At 53.5% G+C, this 19136-nt stretch carries 18 protein-coding genes; 11 read left to right on the top strand and 7 right to left on the bottom strand.

Annotation, left to right across the window (positions count from 1 at the left end):
* Positions 1–309: 309 nt before the first annotated feature.
* The 7 genes from asnB (at position 310) to IPM58_09060 (ending at position 7302) form a co-directional block, all read left to right on the top strand.
* A complete protein-coding gene (asnB, locus tag IPM58_09090; GenBank protein MBK9307224.1) occupies positions 310–2247 on the top strand; it encodes an asparagine synthase (glutamine-hydrolyzing) in 1938 nt (645 codons plus the stop codon).
* Between the two features lies 1 nt (position 2248).
* Positions 2249–2518 (top strand): acyl carrier protein, encoded by a 270-nt coding sequence (locus tag IPM58_09085; GenBank protein ID MBK9307223.1) that lies wholly within the window; start codon positions 2249–2251, stop codon positions 2516–2518.
* Positions 2519–2636: 118 nt separating this feature from the next.
* Positions 2637–4139: an acyl--CoA ligase gene (locus IPM58_09080; GenBank protein ID MBK9307222.1), complete on the top strand. Its 1503-nt coding sequence runs from the start codon at positions 2637–2639 to the stop codon at positions 4137–4139.
* Between the two features lie 66 nt (positions 4140–4205).
* Positions 4206–5201, top strand: coding sequence for an NAD(+) synthase (gene nadE / locus IPM58_09075; protein ID MBK9307221.1), 996 nt, complete (start codon positions 4206–4208; stop codon positions 5199–5201).
* A 93-nt stretch (positions 5202–5294) separates the two neighbouring features.
* Positions 5295–6041 carry a hypothetical protein gene (locus tag IPM58_09070; protein ID MBK9307220.1) on the top strand — a complete coding sequence of 249 codons (747 nt, stop codon included), beginning with the start codon at positions 5295–5297 and terminating at the stop codon, positions 6039–6041.
* A 380-nt stretch (positions 6042–6421) separates the two neighbouring features.
* Positions 6422–6712, top strand: a complete 291-nt coding sequence (locus IPM58_09065; protein MBK9307219.1) for a hypothetical protein — start codon at positions 6422–6424, stop codon at positions 6710–6712.
* Positions 6713–6822: 110 nt separating this feature from the next.
* Positions 6823–7302, top strand: a complete 480-nt coding sequence (locus IPM58_09060; GenBank protein ID MBK9307218.1) for a hypothetical protein — start codon at positions 6823–6825, stop codon at positions 7300–7302.
* 161 nt (positions 7303–7463) lie between these two features.
* On the opposite strand, the gene IPM58_09055 is transcribed toward IPM58_09060, so the two are convergent.
* The 4 genes from IPM58_09055 to IPM58_09040 all read right to left on the bottom strand — a co-directional run bounded on the left by IPM58_09055 (position 7464) and on the right by IPM58_09040 (position 11501).
* A complete protein-coding gene (locus tag IPM58_09055) occupies positions 7464–8111 on the bottom strand; it encodes a hypothetical protein (GenBank protein ID MBK9307217.1) in 648 nt (215 codons plus the stop codon).
* Between the two features lie 96 nt (positions 8112–8207).
* A complete protein-coding gene (maf, locus tag IPM58_09050; protein ID MBK9307216.1) occupies positions 8208–8840 on the bottom strand; it encodes a septum formation protein Maf in 633 nt (210 codons plus the stop codon).
* Positions 8831–10015: a tRNA-dihydrouridine synthase gene (locus IPM58_09045; protein MBK9307215.1), complete on the bottom strand. Its 1185-nt coding sequence runs from the start codon at positions 10013–10015 to the stop codon at positions 8831–8833. The genes maf and IPM58_09045 overlap by 10 nt, the downstream gene beginning before the upstream one ends.
* Before the next feature lie 4 nt (positions 10016–10019).
* Positions 10020–11501, bottom strand: a complete 1482-nt coding sequence (locus tag IPM58_09040) for a DUF692 family protein (protein ID MBK9307214.1) — start codon at positions 11499–11501, stop codon at positions 10020–10022.
* 171 nt (positions 11502–11672) lie between these two features.
* On the opposite strand from IPM58_09040, the gene IPM58_09035 reads away from it, so the two are divergent.
* From IPM58_09035 to IPM58_09020, 4 genes are all read left to right on the top strand, one after another.
* Positions 11673–12443: a CBS domain-containing protein gene (locus tag IPM58_09035; GenBank protein ID MBK9307213.1), complete on the top strand. Its 771-nt coding sequence runs from the start codon at positions 11673–11675 to the stop codon at positions 12441–12443.
* 78 nt (positions 12444–12521) lie between these two features.
* A complete protein-coding gene (locus tag IPM58_09030) occupies positions 12522–13577 on the top strand; it encodes a TIGR00730 family Rossman fold protein (protein ID MBK9307212.1) in 1056 nt (351 codons plus the stop codon).
* Between the two features lie 55 nt (positions 13578–13632).
* On the top strand, positions 13633–14526 hold the full coding sequence (locus IPM58_09025; GenBank protein MBK9307211.1) for a phosphoesterase: 894 nt from the start codon (positions 13633–13635) through the stop codon (positions 14524–14526).
* Between the two features lie 12 nt (positions 14527–14538).
* A complete protein-coding gene (locus tag IPM58_09020) occupies positions 14539–15249 on the top strand; it encodes a rhomboid family intramembrane serine protease (GenBank protein ID MBK9307210.1) in 711 nt (236 codons plus the stop codon).
* Positions 15250–15270: 21 nt separating this feature from the next.
* On the opposite strand, the gene IPM58_09015 is transcribed toward IPM58_09020, so the two are convergent.
* The 3 genes from IPM58_09015 to purE form a co-directional block, all read right to left on the bottom strand.
* Positions 15271–17118 carry a hypothetical protein gene (locus IPM58_09015; GenBank protein MBK9307209.1) on the bottom strand — a complete coding sequence of 616 codons (1848 nt, stop codon included), beginning with the start codon at positions 17116–17118 and terminating at the stop codon, positions 15271–15273.
* Between the two features lie 188 nt (positions 17119–17306).
* The gene (locus tag IPM58_09010; GenBank protein MBK9307208.1) at positions 17307–18470 is read right to left on the bottom strand and encodes a 5-(carboxyamino)imidazole ribonucleotide synthase; all 1164 of its coding nucleotides are present in this window, start codon (positions 18468–18470) and stop codon (positions 17307–17309) included.
* Positions 18467–19024 (bottom strand): 5-(carboxyamino)imidazole ribonucleotide mutase, encoded by a 558-nt coding sequence (gene purE, locus IPM58_09005; GenBank protein ID MBK9307207.1) that lies wholly within the window; start codon positions 19022–19024, stop codon positions 18467–18469. Before purE ends, IPM58_09010 begins: the two co-directional genes overlap by 4 nt.
* Positions 19025–19136 lie beyond the last annotated feature (112 nt).

Below are 19136 nucleotides of genomic sequence, written 5' to 3'. Positions count from 1 at the left end.
ACCTTTGCACGCATCTGACTTATCAGCGAGTAGCTGTGGCCGATACGCCAAGGATAAATACGAGAAGTTTCTGGCCAGAGAGAAGGCTCTGGAGTAGGGTGGAATACCATGCCCTTCCTGAGATGTCATGCTGGATGGGATGGTAACAATAGCAGTGGAGACAGTTAATGGGTTCTACTGCACAGGACGCTCCTAATCCATGCCCTAGAAGATCGGCAGTTAATCCCATTCCCTTCTCCCGTACCCACGTCACATGACTCGAGGGCAATACAGAATCATTGAGTCCAGAATGCTTTCATTGGCTTAGCTATGTGCGGAATAGCCGGATTCGTGACACAGAATAACGTGCCCTGTGACCAACAGGTCATCCAGCGGATGATTGCTCTCGTGAATCATCGTGGGCCTGATTACTCGGAAACGTATGTGGATGGTTCGGTTGGGCTTGCCCATGCGCGACTAAGCATCCTCGACCTTGGCGGGGGCAACCAGCCGATGTGTAACGAGGATAAGACCGTCTGGATCACTTTCAATGGAGAAATTTTTAACTACATTGAATTGCGTGAAGCTCTCATCAAGAAAGGGCATCGGTTTCATACTCAGTCAGATACGGAAGTGATAGTCCACTTGTATGAAGAAAAGGGGGAGTCCTGTGTCCAGGATTTGAATGGGCAGTGGGCTTTTGCTATCTGGGATTCCAGGCATCGGAGACTGTTCCTGTCTCGTGATCGACTGGGGGTCCGCCCGCTCTTTTACACCACAACCGGCGAGGGGTTTCTGTTTGGATCTGAGATCAAGTCGCTGTTTGCCGTCCCCTCAGTACGACGGACCATTGATTTGGAGGCACTCGACGAGCTGTTTACTTTTTGGGTAACGCTCCCCCCTCGAACGTTTTTTTCAGGCATCTCGGAGCTTCCTCCTGGCCATTCTCTGGTGCTTGAGCAAGACGAGGTGCGCGTTCAACCCTACTGGGCCCTGGATTACCATCCTTCCCAAAAAACGGAAAACGAAAAGGATGCCTGCAAAACATTGCTCGATCTCTTACTTGATGCAACCCGCATTCGTTTGCGGTCGGATGTGCCGGTTGGGGCTTATCTGAGTGGTGGGCTTGATTCGACGCTCATTACAGCTCTCGTGAAGAGGCTTGGGATGACTCATCTGAGGACCTTTTCCGTGGGGTTTGAGGACAAAACGCTCGACGAGAGCAGCTTCCAGAACGAGGCCAGCGAGTTTCTCAAAACGGAGCACCGGAGCATCTCTTGTTCCCCGAAGGACATCGGCCGGGTATTTCCTGATGTCATTTGGCATACGGAGAAGCCGGTGCTGCGAACGGCACCGGCGCCGCTGTACCTATTGTCAAAGCTGGTGCGCGAGCAGGGATACAAAGTCGTCCTCACTGGCGAAGGGTCGGACGAGGTCTTTGGAGGGTACGATATTTTCAAAGAGGCCAAGATCCGCCGATTCTGGGCCAGGTACCCGGAGTCGCAATTCCGTCCGATCCTGCTACGGCGGCTCTATCCCTACATGAAGAATCTGCAATCGCAGCCCGATGCTTACTTACGTGCCTTCTTCCATGTCAAAAAAGGCGACAGAGCCAACCCGTTTTTCTCGCATTTGCCTCGCTGGGAGATGACGTCCAAGCTCAAGAACTTCTTTTCGAAGGAGATCAGTGACCATCTCAAGCACCGTAATACGTTGGACCATCTGGAAGCGAAACTGCCCTCCCGCTTTTGGCAATGGGATAACTTCTCGCAATCGCAGTATCTCGAGGCCGCCTATCTGTTGCCCGGCTATATTTTGTCATCACAGGGTGATCGGATGGCAATGGCTCATTCTGTCGAGGGTCGATTCCCGTTCCTCGATCACCGGGTCGTTGAGTTTGCGTCATGCCTCTCTCCACGGTTCAAGATGAAAGTCCTGAACGAAAAATACCTGTTGAAAATCGCCGCTGGAGACTTGATTCCTCGCAGCATCAGATGCAGGCCCAAACAGCCGTATCGGTCGCCTGAGAGCCAAAGCTTCTTGGTTGGACCGCACACGGACAGGCTATTTGACTACGTAGAAGACTTGCTGGATTCAACAGCCATACGAGAGGCGGGATTGTTTGATGCTGGAGCCGTCGGAAAGCTGTTGGATAAGACGCGACACGGACACGTGGCAAGCGTCAAAGACAATATGGCGCTGGTGGGAATCCTCTCAACGCAGATCGTGGTGAACCAGTTTATCAAGAATTTTCCAAGGAGTCTGTGACATGGCCTCGATCGAAGCGGAAGTGCGGCGATACGTGATGGACAATCTGCTGTTTGGACGGACAGCGGTTGTGCTTAGCGGAGACACCTCGTTTCTTGAGTTAGGCATCATTGATTCAACGGGCGTACTGGAATTGGTCCAGTTTCTGGAAGAGACATTCCGCGTCAAAGTGGAGGACGAGGACCTCATTCCCGCCAATTTGGATTCGGTGAATGCGCTCACCCGGTTTGTGGAAACCAAACATGACGCCTCGGCACGAATTAGGAGTTAACTTCCCTTGCGGCTCACATTCTCCAGCCAAACAACGGGGGCTGTCGCTTGGTTCAGGACGCCGACGGTTGCTCCCAATGCGCCACCCATTATTCATTCAACGGAGATTCTGATACCAGATGCGCGTTGAACAGGTGATTAATGAAACGATAGCGTCTTGTGGTCAGAAGACAGCCATTGTCTATCAAGCCACTCGGTGGAGCTATGCTGATTTACGTGTTCTCGTCGACGCCAAGAAGATCCAGTTGGTAAAGGCTGGACTGTCTGAGCACGATCGGGTAATCGTCTGGATGGAAAACTCCCCGGAGTATGTCGCTGCCTATTTAGCGATATTGGAACTTAGTGGAATTGTCGTCGCGCTCCATCCTCTGACCACCGCAGAGGAGGTGGAACGGATCATCCGGCACGTTGGTGCCGCGGGACTGATCGTGTCTCCGACGGTCAAGCATTGGACGATGAGCCAATTTGAGTTGGCTGGCCTCCGGTTCATGCTCATCGAAGAGAACTTGTACCGCATGCACTATCGATATGTGGGACAGATGGTTCCAGAGGATGTGGCGCAAATCATCTATACCTCCGGGTCGACCGGGCGGCCCAAGGGAGTGGTGCTTACGCATCAGAATTTGATTGCGAATACCCGCTCTATTCTTTCTTACTTGCGACTGACCACCGACGATTCCGTCATGGCTGTACTGCCGTTCGTATACGCCTACGGCAACTCCGTCATGCTGACGCACTTATTTTCCGGAGGTACTCTCGTCATCGAGAATACTATGCTGTACCCACATGTTGTGTTGGACAGCATGATCAAGTCGGAGGTCACCGGATTGTCAGGGGTCTCCACCACCTATGCGCTGCTGCTGAATCACTCTAATCTACAATCGTATGCCTTTCCTACCTTGCGCTATCTGACGCACGCCGGAGGGCCGATGCCCTCAGAATTGTTGAGTCGCATACGGGCGTCGTTTCCTGATCGACGCATCTTTCTTATGTACGGGCAAACAGAGGCGTCGGCGCGTCTGACATATCTTCCTCCCGACCTCCTTGACTTGAAAAAGGGATCGGCGGGGCTGGCAATTCCAGGTGTGTCGCTGAAAATCATTAAGGAAGGAGGTGAATCGGCAGGGCCGGGGGAGGTGGGAGAAGTGTGGGCTTGTGGCGACAACATCATGCAGGGGTATTGGCAGGATCCGGAATTGACCGCCGGAGTGCTTCGTGATGGATGGCTCCGTACAGGAGATTTGGGAAGGCTGGATGCCGAAGGCTATCTGACCATCGACGGGCGCACTAACGAAATGATCAAGTCCGGCGCCTATCGAATCAGTCCACAAGAGATCGAAGAGGTCTTGCTGCAGCATCAGGACGTAGCGGAAGCCGGCGTGATCGGCATCGATGATGCCATACTGGGGCAGAAGATCTGTGCGGTCGTCGTGCTCAAAGCGACCGGGGCGCTGACGAATCAGGATCTGATGGCCTACTGCGCACAGCGGCTTGCGCAGTATAAGCGGCCAAAAGTGATCACGATCGTGTCAGCTTTACCCAAATCTCCGTCTGGCAAGACCTTGCGGCCACGCCTGCGTGAGATCGCCTCACTCACTGTTCCGGCGTCGGTAATTTCGTAGCACGCTGCCGGTCGAAAGTTTCCGCGTTGTACAGCATCAAGCCATGTAATTCTTAGGAGGAACGACATGGGGGAAGCAGAAAACCCATTGTCAGCCGATCGGCTGAAACTGGATGCCGTGGCCGAAGTCGAACGAATCGGCGCCTTTATCCAAAATGGCGTATGTACACAGCTTAGAAGAAAAGGACTGGTCATCGGTCTTTCAGGAGGCATCGACAGCAGCACAGTTGCCGCTTTAGCCGTCAGTGCACTGGGGCCTGATCGGGTGGTCGGCTTATTCATGCCTGAATCCGACTCATCGGACGACAGCTTGCGGTTGGGGCAACTGTTGGCGAAGCAGCTAGGCATCAAGACGTTCACGGAAGATATCTCCGGTATTCTCACCGGCGCCGAGTGTTACCGACGCCGCGATGCGGCGATTAGGGCGGTGGTCCCCGAGTATCACGCCGGATATAAATCGAAGCTGGTGCTCTCGTCGCTCGACAGCTCGGAATTCCGCATCTCCTACGTAGTAGTTCAGTCGCCGGACGGAGTGCAGCGCAAGGCGCGGCTAACAGGCGACGCCTTTTTGGCACTGGTGGCCGCAACGAATTTCAAGCAGCGCACAAGGAAAATGATGGAATACTACTATGCTGATCGCTTTCTGTATGCCGTCGCTGGAACGCCGAATCGCTTGGAGTATGACCAAGGATTCTTCGTAAAGAACGGCGATGGTTCCGCCGACATCAAGCCGATCGCACATCTCTATAAGTCACAGGTGTATCAACTGGCTGCTTTCCTTGGCGTCCCGGATGAAATCCTCACGAGGCCTCCCACCACGGACACCTACTCACTCTCACAATCTCAGGAAGAGTTCTATTTCTCTCTACCTTACGACAATATGGATCTCTGTCTCTACGGGAAGAATCACAACCTCCCGGCCAAAGAGGTAGCTGGGTATTTGGGGCTCACCGAGGCCCAAGTTGAGCGGGTGTACCGTGACATCGATGCCAAGCGCGCGGTCGCCCGATATCTTCATATGGAGCCGTTACTAGCGCAAAGCATCTGCGACGCATCCGTCTAAACGAGGGGGTAGAAGGCCATGACATGGAGAACGCTCACCTTTCTGGCAGGCGTTTTGGTTTTCGTAAGTGCGAGCGGCAGTCTAGGAGGAGACATGCAAGCAAGCAGAAATACATCTGCACAATCCGATGGAACTGTGACGGTCTCGGTGTTGCAAAAAGTGGCCGAAAAGAGAATCTATTTCGGCCATCAATCAGTTGGCCTCAACATCATAGATGGCATACACGACATTGAAAAAGACCATCAGGGTGTTGCATTGAAGATAGTGAAAACGACGGACCCGCTGGCATTGAACAGTCCGGTGTTTGCCCATTCAATGGTCGGTGAGAACGAAGATCCGATATCAAAAATCAATGAGTTCGTTCGTTCTATGGACTCTGGTCTTGGCGAGAAGGCAGAGATTGCATTTTTAAAGTTTTGCTACGTCGATATTACGAGAAATACCGATGTTGAAAAGGTCTTTGCTGCCTATAAGAGCGCCATGCAACGTCTCAAGGAGACGTACCCACACACCCAGTTTGTCCATCTTACCGCTCCTCTGTCGTTATCTCTTCCCTCTCTGAAAGGATGGATCAAAGGTATGCTTGGCCGGGAAGACAACAACGTGAAGAAGAGTGCCTTTAACGCCATGCTGAGACGTGAGTACGGAGGAAGCAATCTGCTTTTTGATGTGGCGGCAATTGAATCCACATATCCTGACGGGAGAAAGGCCACCTTCACAAGTAACGGAACCACTTACGATTCTCTCGTGCCGGAATATACCAATGACGATGGGCACCTCAATGAAACTGGACGAAGAATAATGGCTGGCCACCTGCTCAAGTTTTTATCCAAGTTGTAATAGGTAGGAATAGCGCTATGGGTAGCTTCCAATCAATAGCTGTGACCATGTGCGGGACCATTAAGAAAATCGCGGAAGATCCGCGATCGGCTATCAGCGTCCTTGAGGCGTTAGTGAGAGGCTGTTTTTATACGCTCTATTTTAGTGCGGTTCGACGGAATGTCCGGATTCGTTTGCCTTTTAAGGCATTTGCGAAAGTCACGATAATAGGACCTGGGACGGTTACTCTCGGCAAGAATTGTACTGTTGCTCATAGCGCGTTTAAGGGTCTGACGATCATTACATTGTCCGAACATGCCACCGTCCATATTGGGGAGAACTGTCATCTCGCAGGTCTAACCATCTCTTGTTGCAACCATATCGAGTTGGGCTCGAGATCCATGACCGCAGTATCTCTGATCCAAGATTGTATGTTTGTCAATCAGAGTTCCGTCAGGACGAGGAGTCAGCACTCTGTCAATGAATGTGGGCCGATAGTAATCGGGTCTAATGTATGGCTCAGCAATGACGCTATTATTTTATCTGGTAGTAAGATTGGAGCGGATTGTGTAGTCGGTGTTGGGTCTGTTTGTAGGGATATGGAAATCCAACCGTATTCACTTGCCCTGGGAAATCCTATCAAGAGGGGATTGCCCATAGCAAACGTGATAAGAATGGCAGGATCCTCATGAGAGATACGCTCGCATGTTTTCGAGGGTACCTATATCGAGTTATCTGTCGACTGTTTCGTCGGAATATTGAAATAGGGTCAGGTCTTCGTATGTACAAGAGGTTGAGCATCGTGGGGAAAGGGAAAGTCGTTCTTGGGAGCAATTGTTTAATTGGGGAAGCTTTGGGAGATAGTAGTCAGTTTGTCACCCTGTATACCCACGACGAGAGTGCAATTATTCAGATAGGTGCAAATGCTGCCTTGTATGCGGCAAGGGTTTCATCAAAATACGAAATCACGATAGGGGATGATGTATTGATCGAGCAGTCTGGCTTGCTCGATACCGATTTTCACTCCATTGATAAAAGCCGAAAACATCCGGAAGGTGAGACGCGAGAGCGATGTCGGATTGTCGTCGGAAATCGCGTGTGCATTGGTGCAAGGAGTTTTGTAACCAGAGGGGTTCAGATTGAGGATGATGCGGTGGTCTTTCCGGGGTCAGTTGTGACCTCTCTGATAAAGGCAGGATCGTGTGTTGGAGGCAATCCTGCCAAACCAATCATGTCTAACTCAGGACTTTCTCCGATAGGCTGCACGTCTTCCTTGGGTTAGGTCAAATGACGCCTGCCGCTCCTCCAGTGTAAGATTAATTGTGCTCTAGGACACTACACAAATTTGGCAAACCTGAAGAGGGCCCTCACACAGAACGTTGGACTCTCCCTACCATAGCAAACTGGTCAGTTGAGTGACACAAGAAGGGGGGAGAACTGAGCCTACTTCACTTTCGACAACTCGGCAGGAATTCTGATCTCTTGTCCGTCTTGAAGGTTAACAACAAACACTGAGGTCGCATTGGGATCGAACTGTTCATAGGCGAAGACAGAGGTGAAGCGGGATCGATAGGCTGGACCGTTACCTTCGTTCTTCCGTCCCCGTTCAGCCTTGCCGATATCGATAGGCTTAACCCGTTTCGAACCCTGGTGTAGCTCGATCAGAGCCCCTTCGGCGAAATACTCATCATCGCCGCACAACTGTACCTCCAGCTCCATATTCGGCATGTCCATTACTTTCTGAATAAACTCTTCGGGCATGCGCACATCCGTCTTTCGTTTCTTCGACTCTGCCGCCTCCTGTCGGCCAAAGGCTTCCAGTCGGTAGTGCTTGGTGCGCAGAATTGCGCTTGCCCCGCATGGCTCCTTCTCCGGATCGGCGCCGACGCGACTTTCTAACGAGGCTTGCTGCAAGACTTTTTTCACATCTTCTGGAGAATTGGCCTTCTCCATCGGCACTCGGCCGGTTTCGAGCGCCTTGCGCGCATCCTCTAACGACAGGTTCACCTCGATCGCCAAAACAGGATGGCTCCCGATCGACAGACCCGCCATCAGTCCGAGTATCAGCCCAATCTGCGTACGACCCGTCATACGTTCCCTCTCTTGCGCGGCCATGTGGACATTTTTATTGAAGCACCCAGACGAGATAGCCCTTGGCATTGTAGGCAAACCGACCAGCCTTTGCAATCACACCGCAAAGCGATTCCAGTTCGCATAGGGCTTGCGTTGGTACACGTCGTCGACATTTATGGAAACGGGATAGCCGGCCGATCGAAGGAGACGATCAACGAGTTTCAGCGGGAGTCCCACCACTGTTGTGTAGTCGCCATCAACGCGATCCACCAAGTCCCCGCCAAACCCCTGTATCGCATAGGCCCCGGCTTTCCCCAACGATTCGCGCGATGCGAGATATCGGTCATACAGGTCCGACAGATTTGATTTCATTTCCATGCGTGCGGTATCGATCTCGACGAACTCGGTGCCCCGACCACGGTTGCATAGAGCAACCGCCGTGTGGACCAGATGAGACCGGCCGGCCAACCGCATGAGCATGGTACGTGCCTCCGACAGATCGGCTGGTTTTCCCAGGAGCTGCCCATCAAGCTCAATGACGGTATCGCTGCCCAACACCAAGGCATCCGGCTGCCGATCAGCAACAACTCGCGCCTTGTCAAGGGCGAATCGCCTGACCTGCTCAATCGGTGATAACCCGGCCGTCGGGTGCTCCCGGACATTGGGCGACATGACTTGGAAGGATAAACCCAACAACACCAGCAGCTCTTGGCGGCGCGGTGAACTTGACGCCAGGACTAACTGCATCGGGAGACCAAGAGACTGGGGTCATCAATCACGTCGGAAGGAGGAAATGCGTTTCGATCTTGATCCGCGACTCGTCGTTGGAAGTCATCGAGCACCTGTTTCAACTCATCGACGGAAGAGACGCGCACCATCTGTGCGCGCAGTGATGCGGCATGTGGAAATCCCTTGCAATACCAGCCCAAGTGCTTTCGCATCCGATAGAATTGTTTCCGACCGAAGAGCTCCTGGAACTGTTGCGCATGGTCCATCAGAACGGCAAAGCGCTCTTCCTGTGGCATCACGAGCGGAAGATCCGTGATGTCCCCAATTCCGAGCGATCCGGACAGCAGCCTCCGAACCTGTTCATTGGAGCGAAAGAACCATGGCGCACCCAGAGCGCCGCGTCCCACTAACACGCCGTCCACTCCCGTCTCACGAACCCGCGCCATGATGTCCCCTTGGCTTTGAATATCGCCGTTCCCTAACAATAACGTCCCAGATCCCTTAACCAGGGCGGCGGCTCGCGCGATGGCTGACCAATCGGCTGCTCCTCGATACATCTGCTTGAGCGTTCGTCCATGAAGGGAAATCACGGTCGGCTGTTCTCGCAAGATCGTTTCCATCCACGCTTCGACCATCACCTCGTCGTAGCCAATTCTGGTTTTCACGGACAGCGGCAGCTTGTACCGCTGTGTGGGGCTGATGCTTCCTCGCCGCTGATTCAACCGGTGGAATGCCTCAATGCGGGCCTGCTTGAACCCGGCTTGCTCGAGCGTTTGTCCGTTGGTCCAATCATCGATGCCTTGCCTAGCCGCCTGGATGATGGCGCAAGCCAGTGCTGGGGTGCGAATCAGTCCCGCACCAGATCCTGAGGCAGCGACGCTCTTCGACGGGCAGCCCATGTTGATGTCCAACCCATCAAATCCCAGCTCACAGACGGCATGGGCGGCCTGGTAGAACAAATCCGGGTCTTTTCCATACAGCTGAGCAATAATGGGACGCTCGATGTCACTGTAGATAAGGGTCTCCAGATGGACCTCTGGTCCACGGCAGACGTCATGCACATGGGTAAATTCCGTAAAAGCGATATCCGGCTTCCCTCGACGGGCGACCACTGATCGGAAGCAGGCATCCGTGACGCCATCCATCGGCGACAACCCGATGATCGGACGTGGAAGATTGGACCAGAAACTCATCGCATCATAACTCGGCCGGAACGGTCGGCTCGTTGACTAGTTGATAGGAGCGGCGAAGCTCACTGGCTTCTCGATCGACCATGTCCTGTAGGTCGGGCGCGATCTCGCATACGAATTCCACAAACCGTTCGACTTTGAGCAAAAAGAAGTCATACGATCCCGACGGACATCGTGGTTCGCGAAACCAAAAAGACACAAATCTCTCGAGCAACAGTCCTCGTTCCCTGAGTTGACGGCAGGATTCGACGAACATATCCTCCACGTCTCCTCCCCAGTGAAGGATCTCATGCGGAAGATATTCGGTTCGATAGCGGTCCAACTCTTCAGCATACGCTGAAGCTTCTTCCCATTCAGGCCCAGCAGGTTCGGCCTTGCCTGTTAGCACACAGACATAGCGATCATAGCCAGCCTGCAGAACCTGCTTGGTCGTCGTTGCGCTCTGTTCCTCGGGCAATGCTGAACCTTCAGGACCAAACGGGGGAACATGGCTCATCGGGATCCGAGGAAAGGCCGACTTGTAACGTTGTGAGAACCGAGTGAACTCTTCCACGATCAGTTCAGCTGGCTTCATGTCCACTTCTAACGCAAGGCCTTTCAGGTTGGTGAGACGTGGAAGGCTCAAAATCTGATCGAGCATCTCGAACAACACCGCCGGAATGGGGGCCTCGTGTGCATCGATCCATGCAGGCAGTACCGCCTCGCTCGAATGGCCCGACGAAATTGAGACAGGACTTCCGCTTGAATCATGAACATTAAGACCTGCGATATGAATTTCTACCACACGTTCCAGGGGGAATTCGTCGAGAAACGTACTCACGAATTGCGCGCGCGACTGAGTCTGCCGTGCCCACGAATAGCGAAAAACGGTCCAAAGGTGACCGATATCCAACACCAGCCCACAAGGCGACTGGTCACAGACGGTCTTAAAAAATCCTGGGAGGGACAGAGTCCCGGCGACAAAGTAGGTGAGCGGGGGCATTTCGAGCAACAACAACGGCGTGTTTCCATTCGCCAGTCCACACCGTTGATCGAGCAGACGTTGGATCTGTCTGACATGTTCGCTCACCATGTCTGCGCTTGATTTGGTATAGAGGGGAGGCAGATAGGTCCCAAAGTAGTGGCCGGCGAGGAACTTCGCCGCACATTCGTGATTCAACCAGGCACTCTGCAATACAAGCAGATGTTCGACTGTTTCGTGGAAGGCTTTCTGGAAATCGCCCATTTCCGTCATCCCAGGTTGGGTGACCCACAACCCCTCACCGTGATACGCTATCGGGCCATTGTCTACGTCCTTCTTGACGCTTTCCAAGGCCGTCGTGGTCGTACGGAACACTTCAAGATAGCTAGGCGGAACACCACGGTCCCGGAGATTTTGCCGTAAGCTCGCAAGGGGAGGAGAATGAACGTCTACAGAAAGACCCAATCCATGCGCAGGAATGGCTTCGAGTCGACGCATGAATTCATAGTGGTACGCCCCTCGATCCATCACTTTTCTCCTCATTTCGGCGGTCGAAATATGCATCCAGTGTATGACTTCAAACCATTGAATAACAAGACTTTCACCTCTTCATGGCTGTACAAGACCTTCTGCTATACTTGGCATACGTTGCGGCGGCCAGGTGAACAAATTGCCGAAGAAAAAGGACCTGGCTGAGACATGCTGAATAAGGACGATCAGCGGCAGAATGAGACGGATCAGCAGGTTACCCTGGTTGCACACATGATGACACCCGGCGTTGTGCAGATTCCCGGAGATGTATCGGTCACTGAAGCCGCTTCTCTTCTCGCGCGTGAACGGATGCCCTGTCTCCTCGTCAAAGACTCCGAGTCGCGTTTCGGACTCATGACGCCGACCGACATTGTCAAGAAGGTCGTCGCTCAGGGCCTTGAGCCGGATGATATTGAAGTCCGAACGATCATGACCCGACCGGTCCAATTTATCGAATATGATCGGGCCATAGAAGAGGCATCGACTCTCATGATGTCCACCGGGATGCCGATCCTGATCGTCACCAAACAGGAGCAACCGGTCGGGGTTCTGACCGCACGGGACCTCGTGCTGTCGCCGAAGCGGTGCGTGACCAATATGGCAGCCACCATCAGCATTTTAGATGGAGGGGCGGTGAGTGCGGCCCATCAGGTGACCGTCACCCGACTCAGCCATGCCGGTGCGTCGGTGACCTCTCCAGCTCTCCTGCTTTCAGGAACAACAGTCATCCTGAGCTTTTCTCTCTCTGAAACCCTGAGTCCGTTGACGATCCGAGGAACAATCCTCAACAATGCTCAGATCGAGCAGGTCTCCGGCGCAATTCGTTCGCTTACCTCTTCTGGTATAGAGATCCAGTTCACCGAGCTCTCTCCTGCCGATCAGTCCAGAATCAAAGCGTGGGTGCTGGCAAACCTCCCAAAGTCGTTCGACGCGTCTTAGGCCGGTCCAGATCCAGTCATTCTTTGACCAACCCCTGATCCACTGATACAATTTCCCCACTCAGCATGAGGATGTACTATGAATACAACTGGTAGATCGCCACAGAATCGATCCCGTCCGGTCTTGTCGCGAGAAGAGATTCTCCATCAAATCAGCACTCTCCTAAATAGTCCGGAGGATGACCTGCATGCGGGACTCATGCGAGAACTTCTCACGGGGCTATTGAAGCTCAACGACGCACACCTCGACCTCCTTGATATCAAGATTGTCAATCGTGCTGTTAAAGAGTTACGCCATGCGTTCGGCGTTTTTCATGGCTATCGTAATCGCCAGAAGGTCAGCATCTTCGGCTCGGCGCGGACCCCATCACACGACCCCAACTATAGCCTCGCCTACCAGTTCGCCCGTGCGATTGTGCAAGATGGATTCATGGTCATCACCGGAGGGGCCGATGGGATCATGCGCGCCGCCCAAGAAGGTGCCGGGCGTGAGAACAGCTTCGGCGTCAATATCATGCTGCCGTTTGAGCAAGGACCGAACTCGACCATCGCCGATGACCAGAAGCTGATCACGTTCAAGTATTTTTTCACGCGAAAGTTGATGTTCCAAAAGGAAGCGAACGCCATTGCGCTCTTCCCAGGTGGGTTCGGCACTCACGATGAAGGCTTTGAGATTCTCACTTTGGCGCAGACCGGAAAGAGTGATCCTCAGCCCATCATCTGCTTACAGGCTCCAGGGTGCGACTACTGGGACGATTGGTCGGCGTTCGTGGTGAGACAATTGTTACGACGGAAACTGATCAACGAAGAAGATATGGATCTCTTTGCCATCGTGGACTCTGCGGATGCGGCCGTAAACCATATCCGCCGTTTCTATCGTCGATACCATTCGATTCGATTTGTCGGACGACAGCTTGCGATTCGACTCAAACAAACTATTTCTTCAGAGCAACTTGAGCAGATCCGTGAGCAATTCACAGACCTGCTTTCTGACGGCACCTTTGACTTGCGAGGCCCCCTCGATGAGGAGCTGGATGAACCGGCCTTATGCGACCTACCAAGACTCGTGTTCAACTTCAATCGACGCAGTGCCGGCAGACTGCGCCAACTAATCGCTCACCTGAACGGACTCTGATCGAACCCGCCTTCTCGTAGAGACTCGGCAAACACCTTTCCGTCGAGACCTAGTCATGATATCCTCTCCCACCACTATGGGTATTGTATCGTCTGCGCCTCCTTTTCGTGGCTCTCCCGACATCGTCCTCTACCATGCGGACTGTTCCGATGGATTTGGAGCCGCCTGGGCTTTGTGGAAGAAATTCCCAAACGCACGCTTTGTTTCGGTCAAACATGGACAGCCTCCACCACCCGACCTCACAGATCGCCGGGTCGTCATGGTCGATTTCAGCTATGACCGCCAGATTTTGGAAGCCATGGCCTCCGAGACCAAGGAACTCCTGATCCTGGACCACCACATCACGGCAGAGAGAACCCTCAAGGGCTTTCCCAATGCCTACTTTGATCAAACAAAATCCGGTGCCGTGTTGAGTTGGGAGTGGGCACATGGCACCACTGCACCCTGGTTGCTTCAATACATTCAAGATAAAGACCTCTGGACGTGGGCCTTGACGGGAAGTCGTGAGATCAATGCAGCGGTCGCCTCCTACCCATTCGATTTCACCGTGTGGGACCGCTTTACACAAGCCTCACTGGAGCAAGAAGGGCGGGCGATCTTGCGCTATGAACAAGAGCTGGTCGGCAAACTTGCGGCACAAGCGACAATGGTGGAATTCCAGGGCATGGTCGTTCCCTCTGTACAAAGTTCGATTCTGACGAGCCAGATCGGCGAACGGCTTTCACCACAACACCCGTTTTGCTTGATCTGGCATGATCGCGATGGTCGTCGCTATTTCAGCATGCGCTCCCGTAACGATGGGGCAGACGTGGGTACGATTGCGGCCTCATTCGGCGGCGGAGGCCATACCCATGCAGCGGGATTCTCTGTTCCTCTGCAGGATGACGGGACGCCGCTGGCTGATCCAAGATTGCCTCGCCACATCACCCCTCGCCGCCCAATTACCTAGCCAGGGGCTATCGTGATTCCCCTCCACGACGACAATCCCACCCGACTCACACCCCTCGTCACGATGACCGTTATCGCCGCCTGCGTGGTGGTGTTTCTTTATCAAGCAACACTCCCCGAAGAACCCGGTCAAGTCTTTGCCTTTCAATACGGTGCCATTCCTGCCGTCATCTTTGGACAGGCCTCGCTTCCGGATGAGGCGCAAGTCGCGTTTCCCTCCACCCTAACCCTGATCACAAGCATGTTCCTTCACGGAGGGTGGATGCATCTCTTGGGAAATATGCTCTATCTCTGGATCTTTGGAAACAACATCGAAGATGCGATGGGCCATGCGAGATTCGTGTTCTTTTACGTGCTATCCGGCATTCTCGCAGCACTGAGCCATGCCCTTACCGATCCTTCTTCCCACATTCCCATGGTTGGAGCCAGCGGAGCGATCTCAGCCGTGCTGGGCGCCTATCTCTTGCTCTTTCCACGCGCCCACGTGCTGGTCTTGTTGCCGGGTATCGGAATGACCCGGGTGCCTGCAGGCCTCGTACTGGGAATGTGGTTTATCACGCAGCTGATCAGTGGGGGAATGAGTGTCGGAGCCGCCGGAGGCGGCGTCGCCTTCTTCGCCCATATCGGAGGATTTATAGCGGGAATGGCGCTGATCGGATTGTTCAAGCGGTCCGACGTGAAGTTTTTTGCCCCAACCCGATCGACTTGGCATAACAGGTACTGAGTGCACTGTGCTAGTCGGAGGTTACGCTGCATCCAAGACTTCTCTCACCTTTTCAATGAGACCGAATTGGCGGTAAGGAGATTGGAGGACAAACCGCTGATTGATCCGATGTTGCTGAATCGTTTCATCATCGTAGCTGGACACAAACAGCGCCTTCATCTTCGGATGCTGATGTATGAGACGACGCGCCAACTCCCGCCCACCAAGCTCCGGCATCACCAGTGGACTCACCGCAAGATGAAGGATACCGTCATACCGTTGCGTCACCATCAGGGCCTCAACGGACGATGCTGCTTCCAGGACATGATAGCGACATCGTTGCAAGGCCGAGAGCGCCAGCTTTCGCCCAATCTCGTTTTCCTCCACAAGCAGAATCGTTTCATTTCCTTTGGCTGATAGGGATTTCGAACTGGGCTGTTCCCGTATGTTCGATGTCGAGACAGCGGGGAAGAAGAGACGGACGGTTGTGCCTTTCCCAGGTCGGCTATTGACATCGAGAGTCCCGCCGTTTTGTTTAACAATTCCAAACACCGCCGTGAGCCCAAGCCCGATGTTGGTTTCTTTCGTGGAAAAAAACGGTTCGAACATGTGGCTCTGCGTGTCCAGATTCATCCCAGTCCCTGAATCAGTGAGTTGGATGAGAATCTGCGGAGACGTCAGCCCCGTTGGGAAAGAACGATTCGATTGTGAATTCTCCTCAATCAGCCGGAGTTCGACCAGCAAACGCCCCCCGTTCGGCATGGCATCTCGTGCATTCACCACGAGGTGTAAGAGCACGGTTTCCAATCCTTCACGATCCACTTCGGCATAGGAGGCCCGTTGGTCTGTTCGAACAATGAGTTCGATATTCGCCGGAAGAAGACTCTTTATCGCGTCTCGTATATCCGTCAGAACCACGTGCACGGAAACCGTATGCCGAACGAGGTTCCCTTCGAGATTGAGTGCGATCAGCTGAGCCGTGAGAGTGGCAGCTTTTTCTCCGACCTTGAAGATCTCATCAGCCGACAATCGAAGTGGGTCCTTCGGCTCAAAGTGCGATAACATGATACCCGTATGCTTTCCGATGACCGTGAACAACGCTCCGAATTCCTCAGCGATTCTTCCTGCCACTCGACCTGCTGCTTCCATTTTTTGGGCATCCTGAAGTCGGCGCTCCAATCCCTGACGAGCCACTTGACCTTCGCGTAACTCTGTATTCGCCTTCGAGAGATCTTCCTTGAGGATCTTGATCCTTGTTTCCAACAGAGCCTTCTTGATCACCAACTCATCTTCGGTTTTCTTGAGGCCCTCCATGTCTTTAAGCAACGAAGCATTTTCTTCCTTCACGATCGCCGTCCCTTCCAAGGCGAGGCCATAAAAGACCGCCATCACGAGGAGAACAGGAATCCCCAATAATTGGCCCGTGACTAGCGTTCCCGATTGAAGACTAGTTTCGTAGAGGACGAGTGCATACCCGACGCTCAAGAGGAGAGAGAGACCAAGTACATGGCGCAACCGCCTGACTGAGGCCGCAATGAGCACCAGGACGAAGTACGTGATGTAGAGGTCCGATCTAGCATTCCCCGACAGATAAATAGTCGAGGTCACGAGCAGCGTATCGACTGTTACAAGACCGGCTGCGAACCACGTCGACGTGAGAACGGCGGCAGGGAGCATGGCGAGTGCAGCCATACCCAGCCATAGTCCCATCACAAGGGTATTGCTCATGACCCGACTAATCACGGAGTCGCTGCCGAAGAGCAATTCATAAGAGAGGATGATACTGACGAGGCCCTGTAATACGAGATATCGAGACGTTGTGTTAGTGAGTAACCGGTAGAGCCTATTGGAGGCCTGACAGAGCCCTGGGTTCTGTGTGATGTCTGACATGTCGCGAGGCCGTCTTCGTGGGACAAAACACCAAAACCAGCAACTTCCATACCGTTCGATACATACAAAACCACACCATTTGATGTGTATTCTTCTTGGACTATGGCCCAGTACAGACGATCGGGGGACAATTTCGGACGGATAGGTGACAGAGACGGGCCGGTGCATGACCGGCTGGTAAAGATGAGCTACGCGGGCCTTCCGAGGTTGACCATAAACTTCTGGGCCGCGGCTTCTACCAACTCCTCTTGTGGGCCAGTGAATGTGACGTGACCCATTTTTCTGCCTGGACGAATCATTTGTTTGCCATAGAGATGGAGCACGGCGCCTGACGTCGAGTGGAGGCTGGAACAACCCTCCGCCGACGTCACAGATCGGACCTCCTCACCGATGAGATTCACCATAACTGCCGGACTCAGGAGTCTCATCTCTCCGAGGGGCAGGCCACAGGTCACACGCACCTGCTGTTCAAATTGAGATACCGAACACACATCCAAAGTATAGTGCCCTGAATTATGGGGGCGTGGTGCGATCTCATTGATCAGCAGATTCCCATCTTCGGTGTGGAAGAGCTCGACACAAAACACACCGATGCCTTGCAAGGCCGCGACAGCTTGCAAGGAAAGTTTCTTGGCCTGTTCAGCGACGGCGGAATCGATGGGTGCAGGCACGTGTGTCGCGCGCAAGATGCCCTGCTCGTGCCGATTCTCAACGACAGGATAAAGTCGAAACTCCCCACTCGCATTCCGCACCACCAGAACGGAGAGTTCTCTGGCAAATACAATAAACCGTTCGACAATCCACCGCTGACTCGACCCGGCTTGTTTCAGAATCGTTTCCAGCTGTTTCACATCAGCGGTAGTTCGCAGAATCCACTGCCCCTTTCCGTCATACCCGCTTGTCGCCGTTTTACAGACAACCGGAAACCCAAGACAGGCGATCGCTTCATCCAACTGATCGTCAGATTCCACCATGGCAAATGGTGCGACCGGCAGTTGTCGAGACGACAAGAACTGCTTCTGTGCTATCCGATCTTGGAGTGTGCCGAGAACCGAGCTGGAAGGCATCATCGGGCGACGCTTCTCCAGCCACCGACACAGCTCTGCCGGAACGTTTTCCCATTCCATTGTCGTGGCTTGGACCATGCGTGCAAACTGTTCACGGCTGGAAAGATCGGAGAAGAGCGTCGTAAAAGAATGCCTGGCGATCTGATGCGCCGGAGCTTCAGCATCCGGATCCCAAACAGCCACATGATAACCCATTCGGCGTGCAGCCGAGGCGAACATTGCACCCAACTGCCCTCCCCCCAGCATACCGACCACAGCCCCTGGCTCAAGGATGTGTTTTGTCACAAGCGTTTCTTAGCCTCGACCTTTCCTTTGGCCTCCGGGGAATTCAAGACGCTCGCTGTTTGGTCTGCCCGATAGCGCTGAATACGCCGGACGATATCAGGATTACACAAAGAGAGAATTTGTGCAGCGAGGAGGCCGGCATTCTCTGCACCACCGATCGCAACCGTCGCAACAGGAATCCCCTTGGGCATCTGAACAATGGAAAGCAAGGAGTCAAGGCCGCGCAGGTTTTCCGTTGGAATGGGGACACCGATCACCGGTAGATGCGTCTTGGCCGCCAACATGCCGGGGAGATGAGCTGCACCTCCTGCTCCGGCAATGATGACCTTGATTCCACGACCGGGAGCACTAGTCGCATATTCAAACAGACGGTCCGGCGTTCGATGGGCTGACACGACTAAGAATTCATATGGAATGCCGAGTTGAGACAGTATGGTGCCAGTTTTTTCCAAGATCGGGAAATCCGATTTACTTCCTCCGAGTACGCCGACAACGGCCCGAGGACCCTGAACCTTTCGCGGAGATCGGCTTCCTGTCCGTCTCACCTTGGTCATGCTGTACGTCCTTTCTTTCTTGTTCGCAATCGTCACGACATGAAAGGCCTGTCTGCAGCACCTTATCGGGTCTGTCTGAGGTGGTCAAGAATGAGACTCGTGGTCGAACTAT

Source organism: Nitrospira sp., assembly GCA_016715825.1.
Classification (GTDB): domain Bacteria; phylum Nitrospirota; class Nitrospiria; order Nitrospirales; family Nitrospiraceae; genus Nitrospira_D.
Note: the sequence above shows the minus strand (reverse complement) of the source record. Positions and strands in the feature narration are given on the sequence as shown.

Bases quoted from the DNA above. Each gene is read 5' to 3' on its own strand.
- asnB (MBK9307224.1), top strand. From the start codon at position 310: ATGTGCGGAATAGCCGGATTCGTGACACAGAATAACGTGCCCTGTGAC.
- IPM58_09085 (MBK9307223.1), top strand. From the start codon at position 2,249: ATGGCCTCGATCGAAGCGGAAGTGCGGCGATACGTGATGGACAATCTG.
- IPM58_09080 (MBK9307222.1), top strand. From the start codon at position 2,637: ATGCGCGTTGAACAGGTGATTAATGAAACGATAGCGTCTTGTGGTCAG.
- nadE (MBK9307221.1), top strand. From the start codon at position 4,206: ATGGGGGAAGCAGAAAACCCATTGTCAGCCGATCGGCTGAAACTGGAT.
- IPM58_09070 (MBK9307220.1), top strand. From the start codon at position 5,295: ATGCAAGCAAGCAGAAATACATCTGCACAATCCGATGGAACTGTGACG.
- IPM58_09065 (MBK9307219.1), top strand. From the start codon at position 6,422: ATGACCGCAGTATCTCTGATCCAAGATTGTATGTTTGTCAATCAGAGT.
- IPM58_09055 (MBK9307217.1), bottom strand. From the start codon at position 8,111: ATGACGGGTCGTACGCAGATTGGGCTGATACTCGGACTGATGGCGGGT.
- maf (MBK9307216.1), bottom strand. From the start codon at position 8,840: ATGCAGTTAGTCCTGGCGTCAAGTTCACCGCGCCGCCAAGAGCTGCTG.
- IPM58_09045 (MBK9307215.1), bottom strand. From the start codon at position 10,015: ATGAGTTTCTGGTCCAATCTTCCACGTCCGATCATCGGGTTGTCGCCG.
- IPM58_09040 (MBK9307214.1), bottom strand. From the start codon at position 11,501: ATGGATCGAGGGGCGTACCACTATGAATTCATGCGTCGACTCGAAGCC.
- IPM58_09035 (MBK9307213.1), top strand. From the start codon at position 11,673: ATGCTGAATAAGGACGATCAGCGGCAGAATGAGACGGATCAGCAGGTT.
- IPM58_09030 (MBK9307212.1), top strand. From the start codon at position 12,522: ATGAATACAACTGGTAGATCGCCACAGAATCGATCCCGTCCGGTCTTG.
- IPM58_09025 (MBK9307211.1), top strand. From the start codon at position 13,633: ATGATATCCTCTCCCACCACTATGGGTATTGTATCGTCTGCGCCTCCT.
- IPM58_09015 (MBK9307209.1), bottom strand. From the start codon at position 17,118: ATGTCAGACATCACACAGAACCCAGGGCTCTGTCAGGCCTCCAATAGG.
- purE (MBK9307207.1), bottom strand. From the start codon at position 19,024: ATGACCAAGGTGAGACGGACAGGAAGCCGATCTCCGCGAAAGGTTCAG.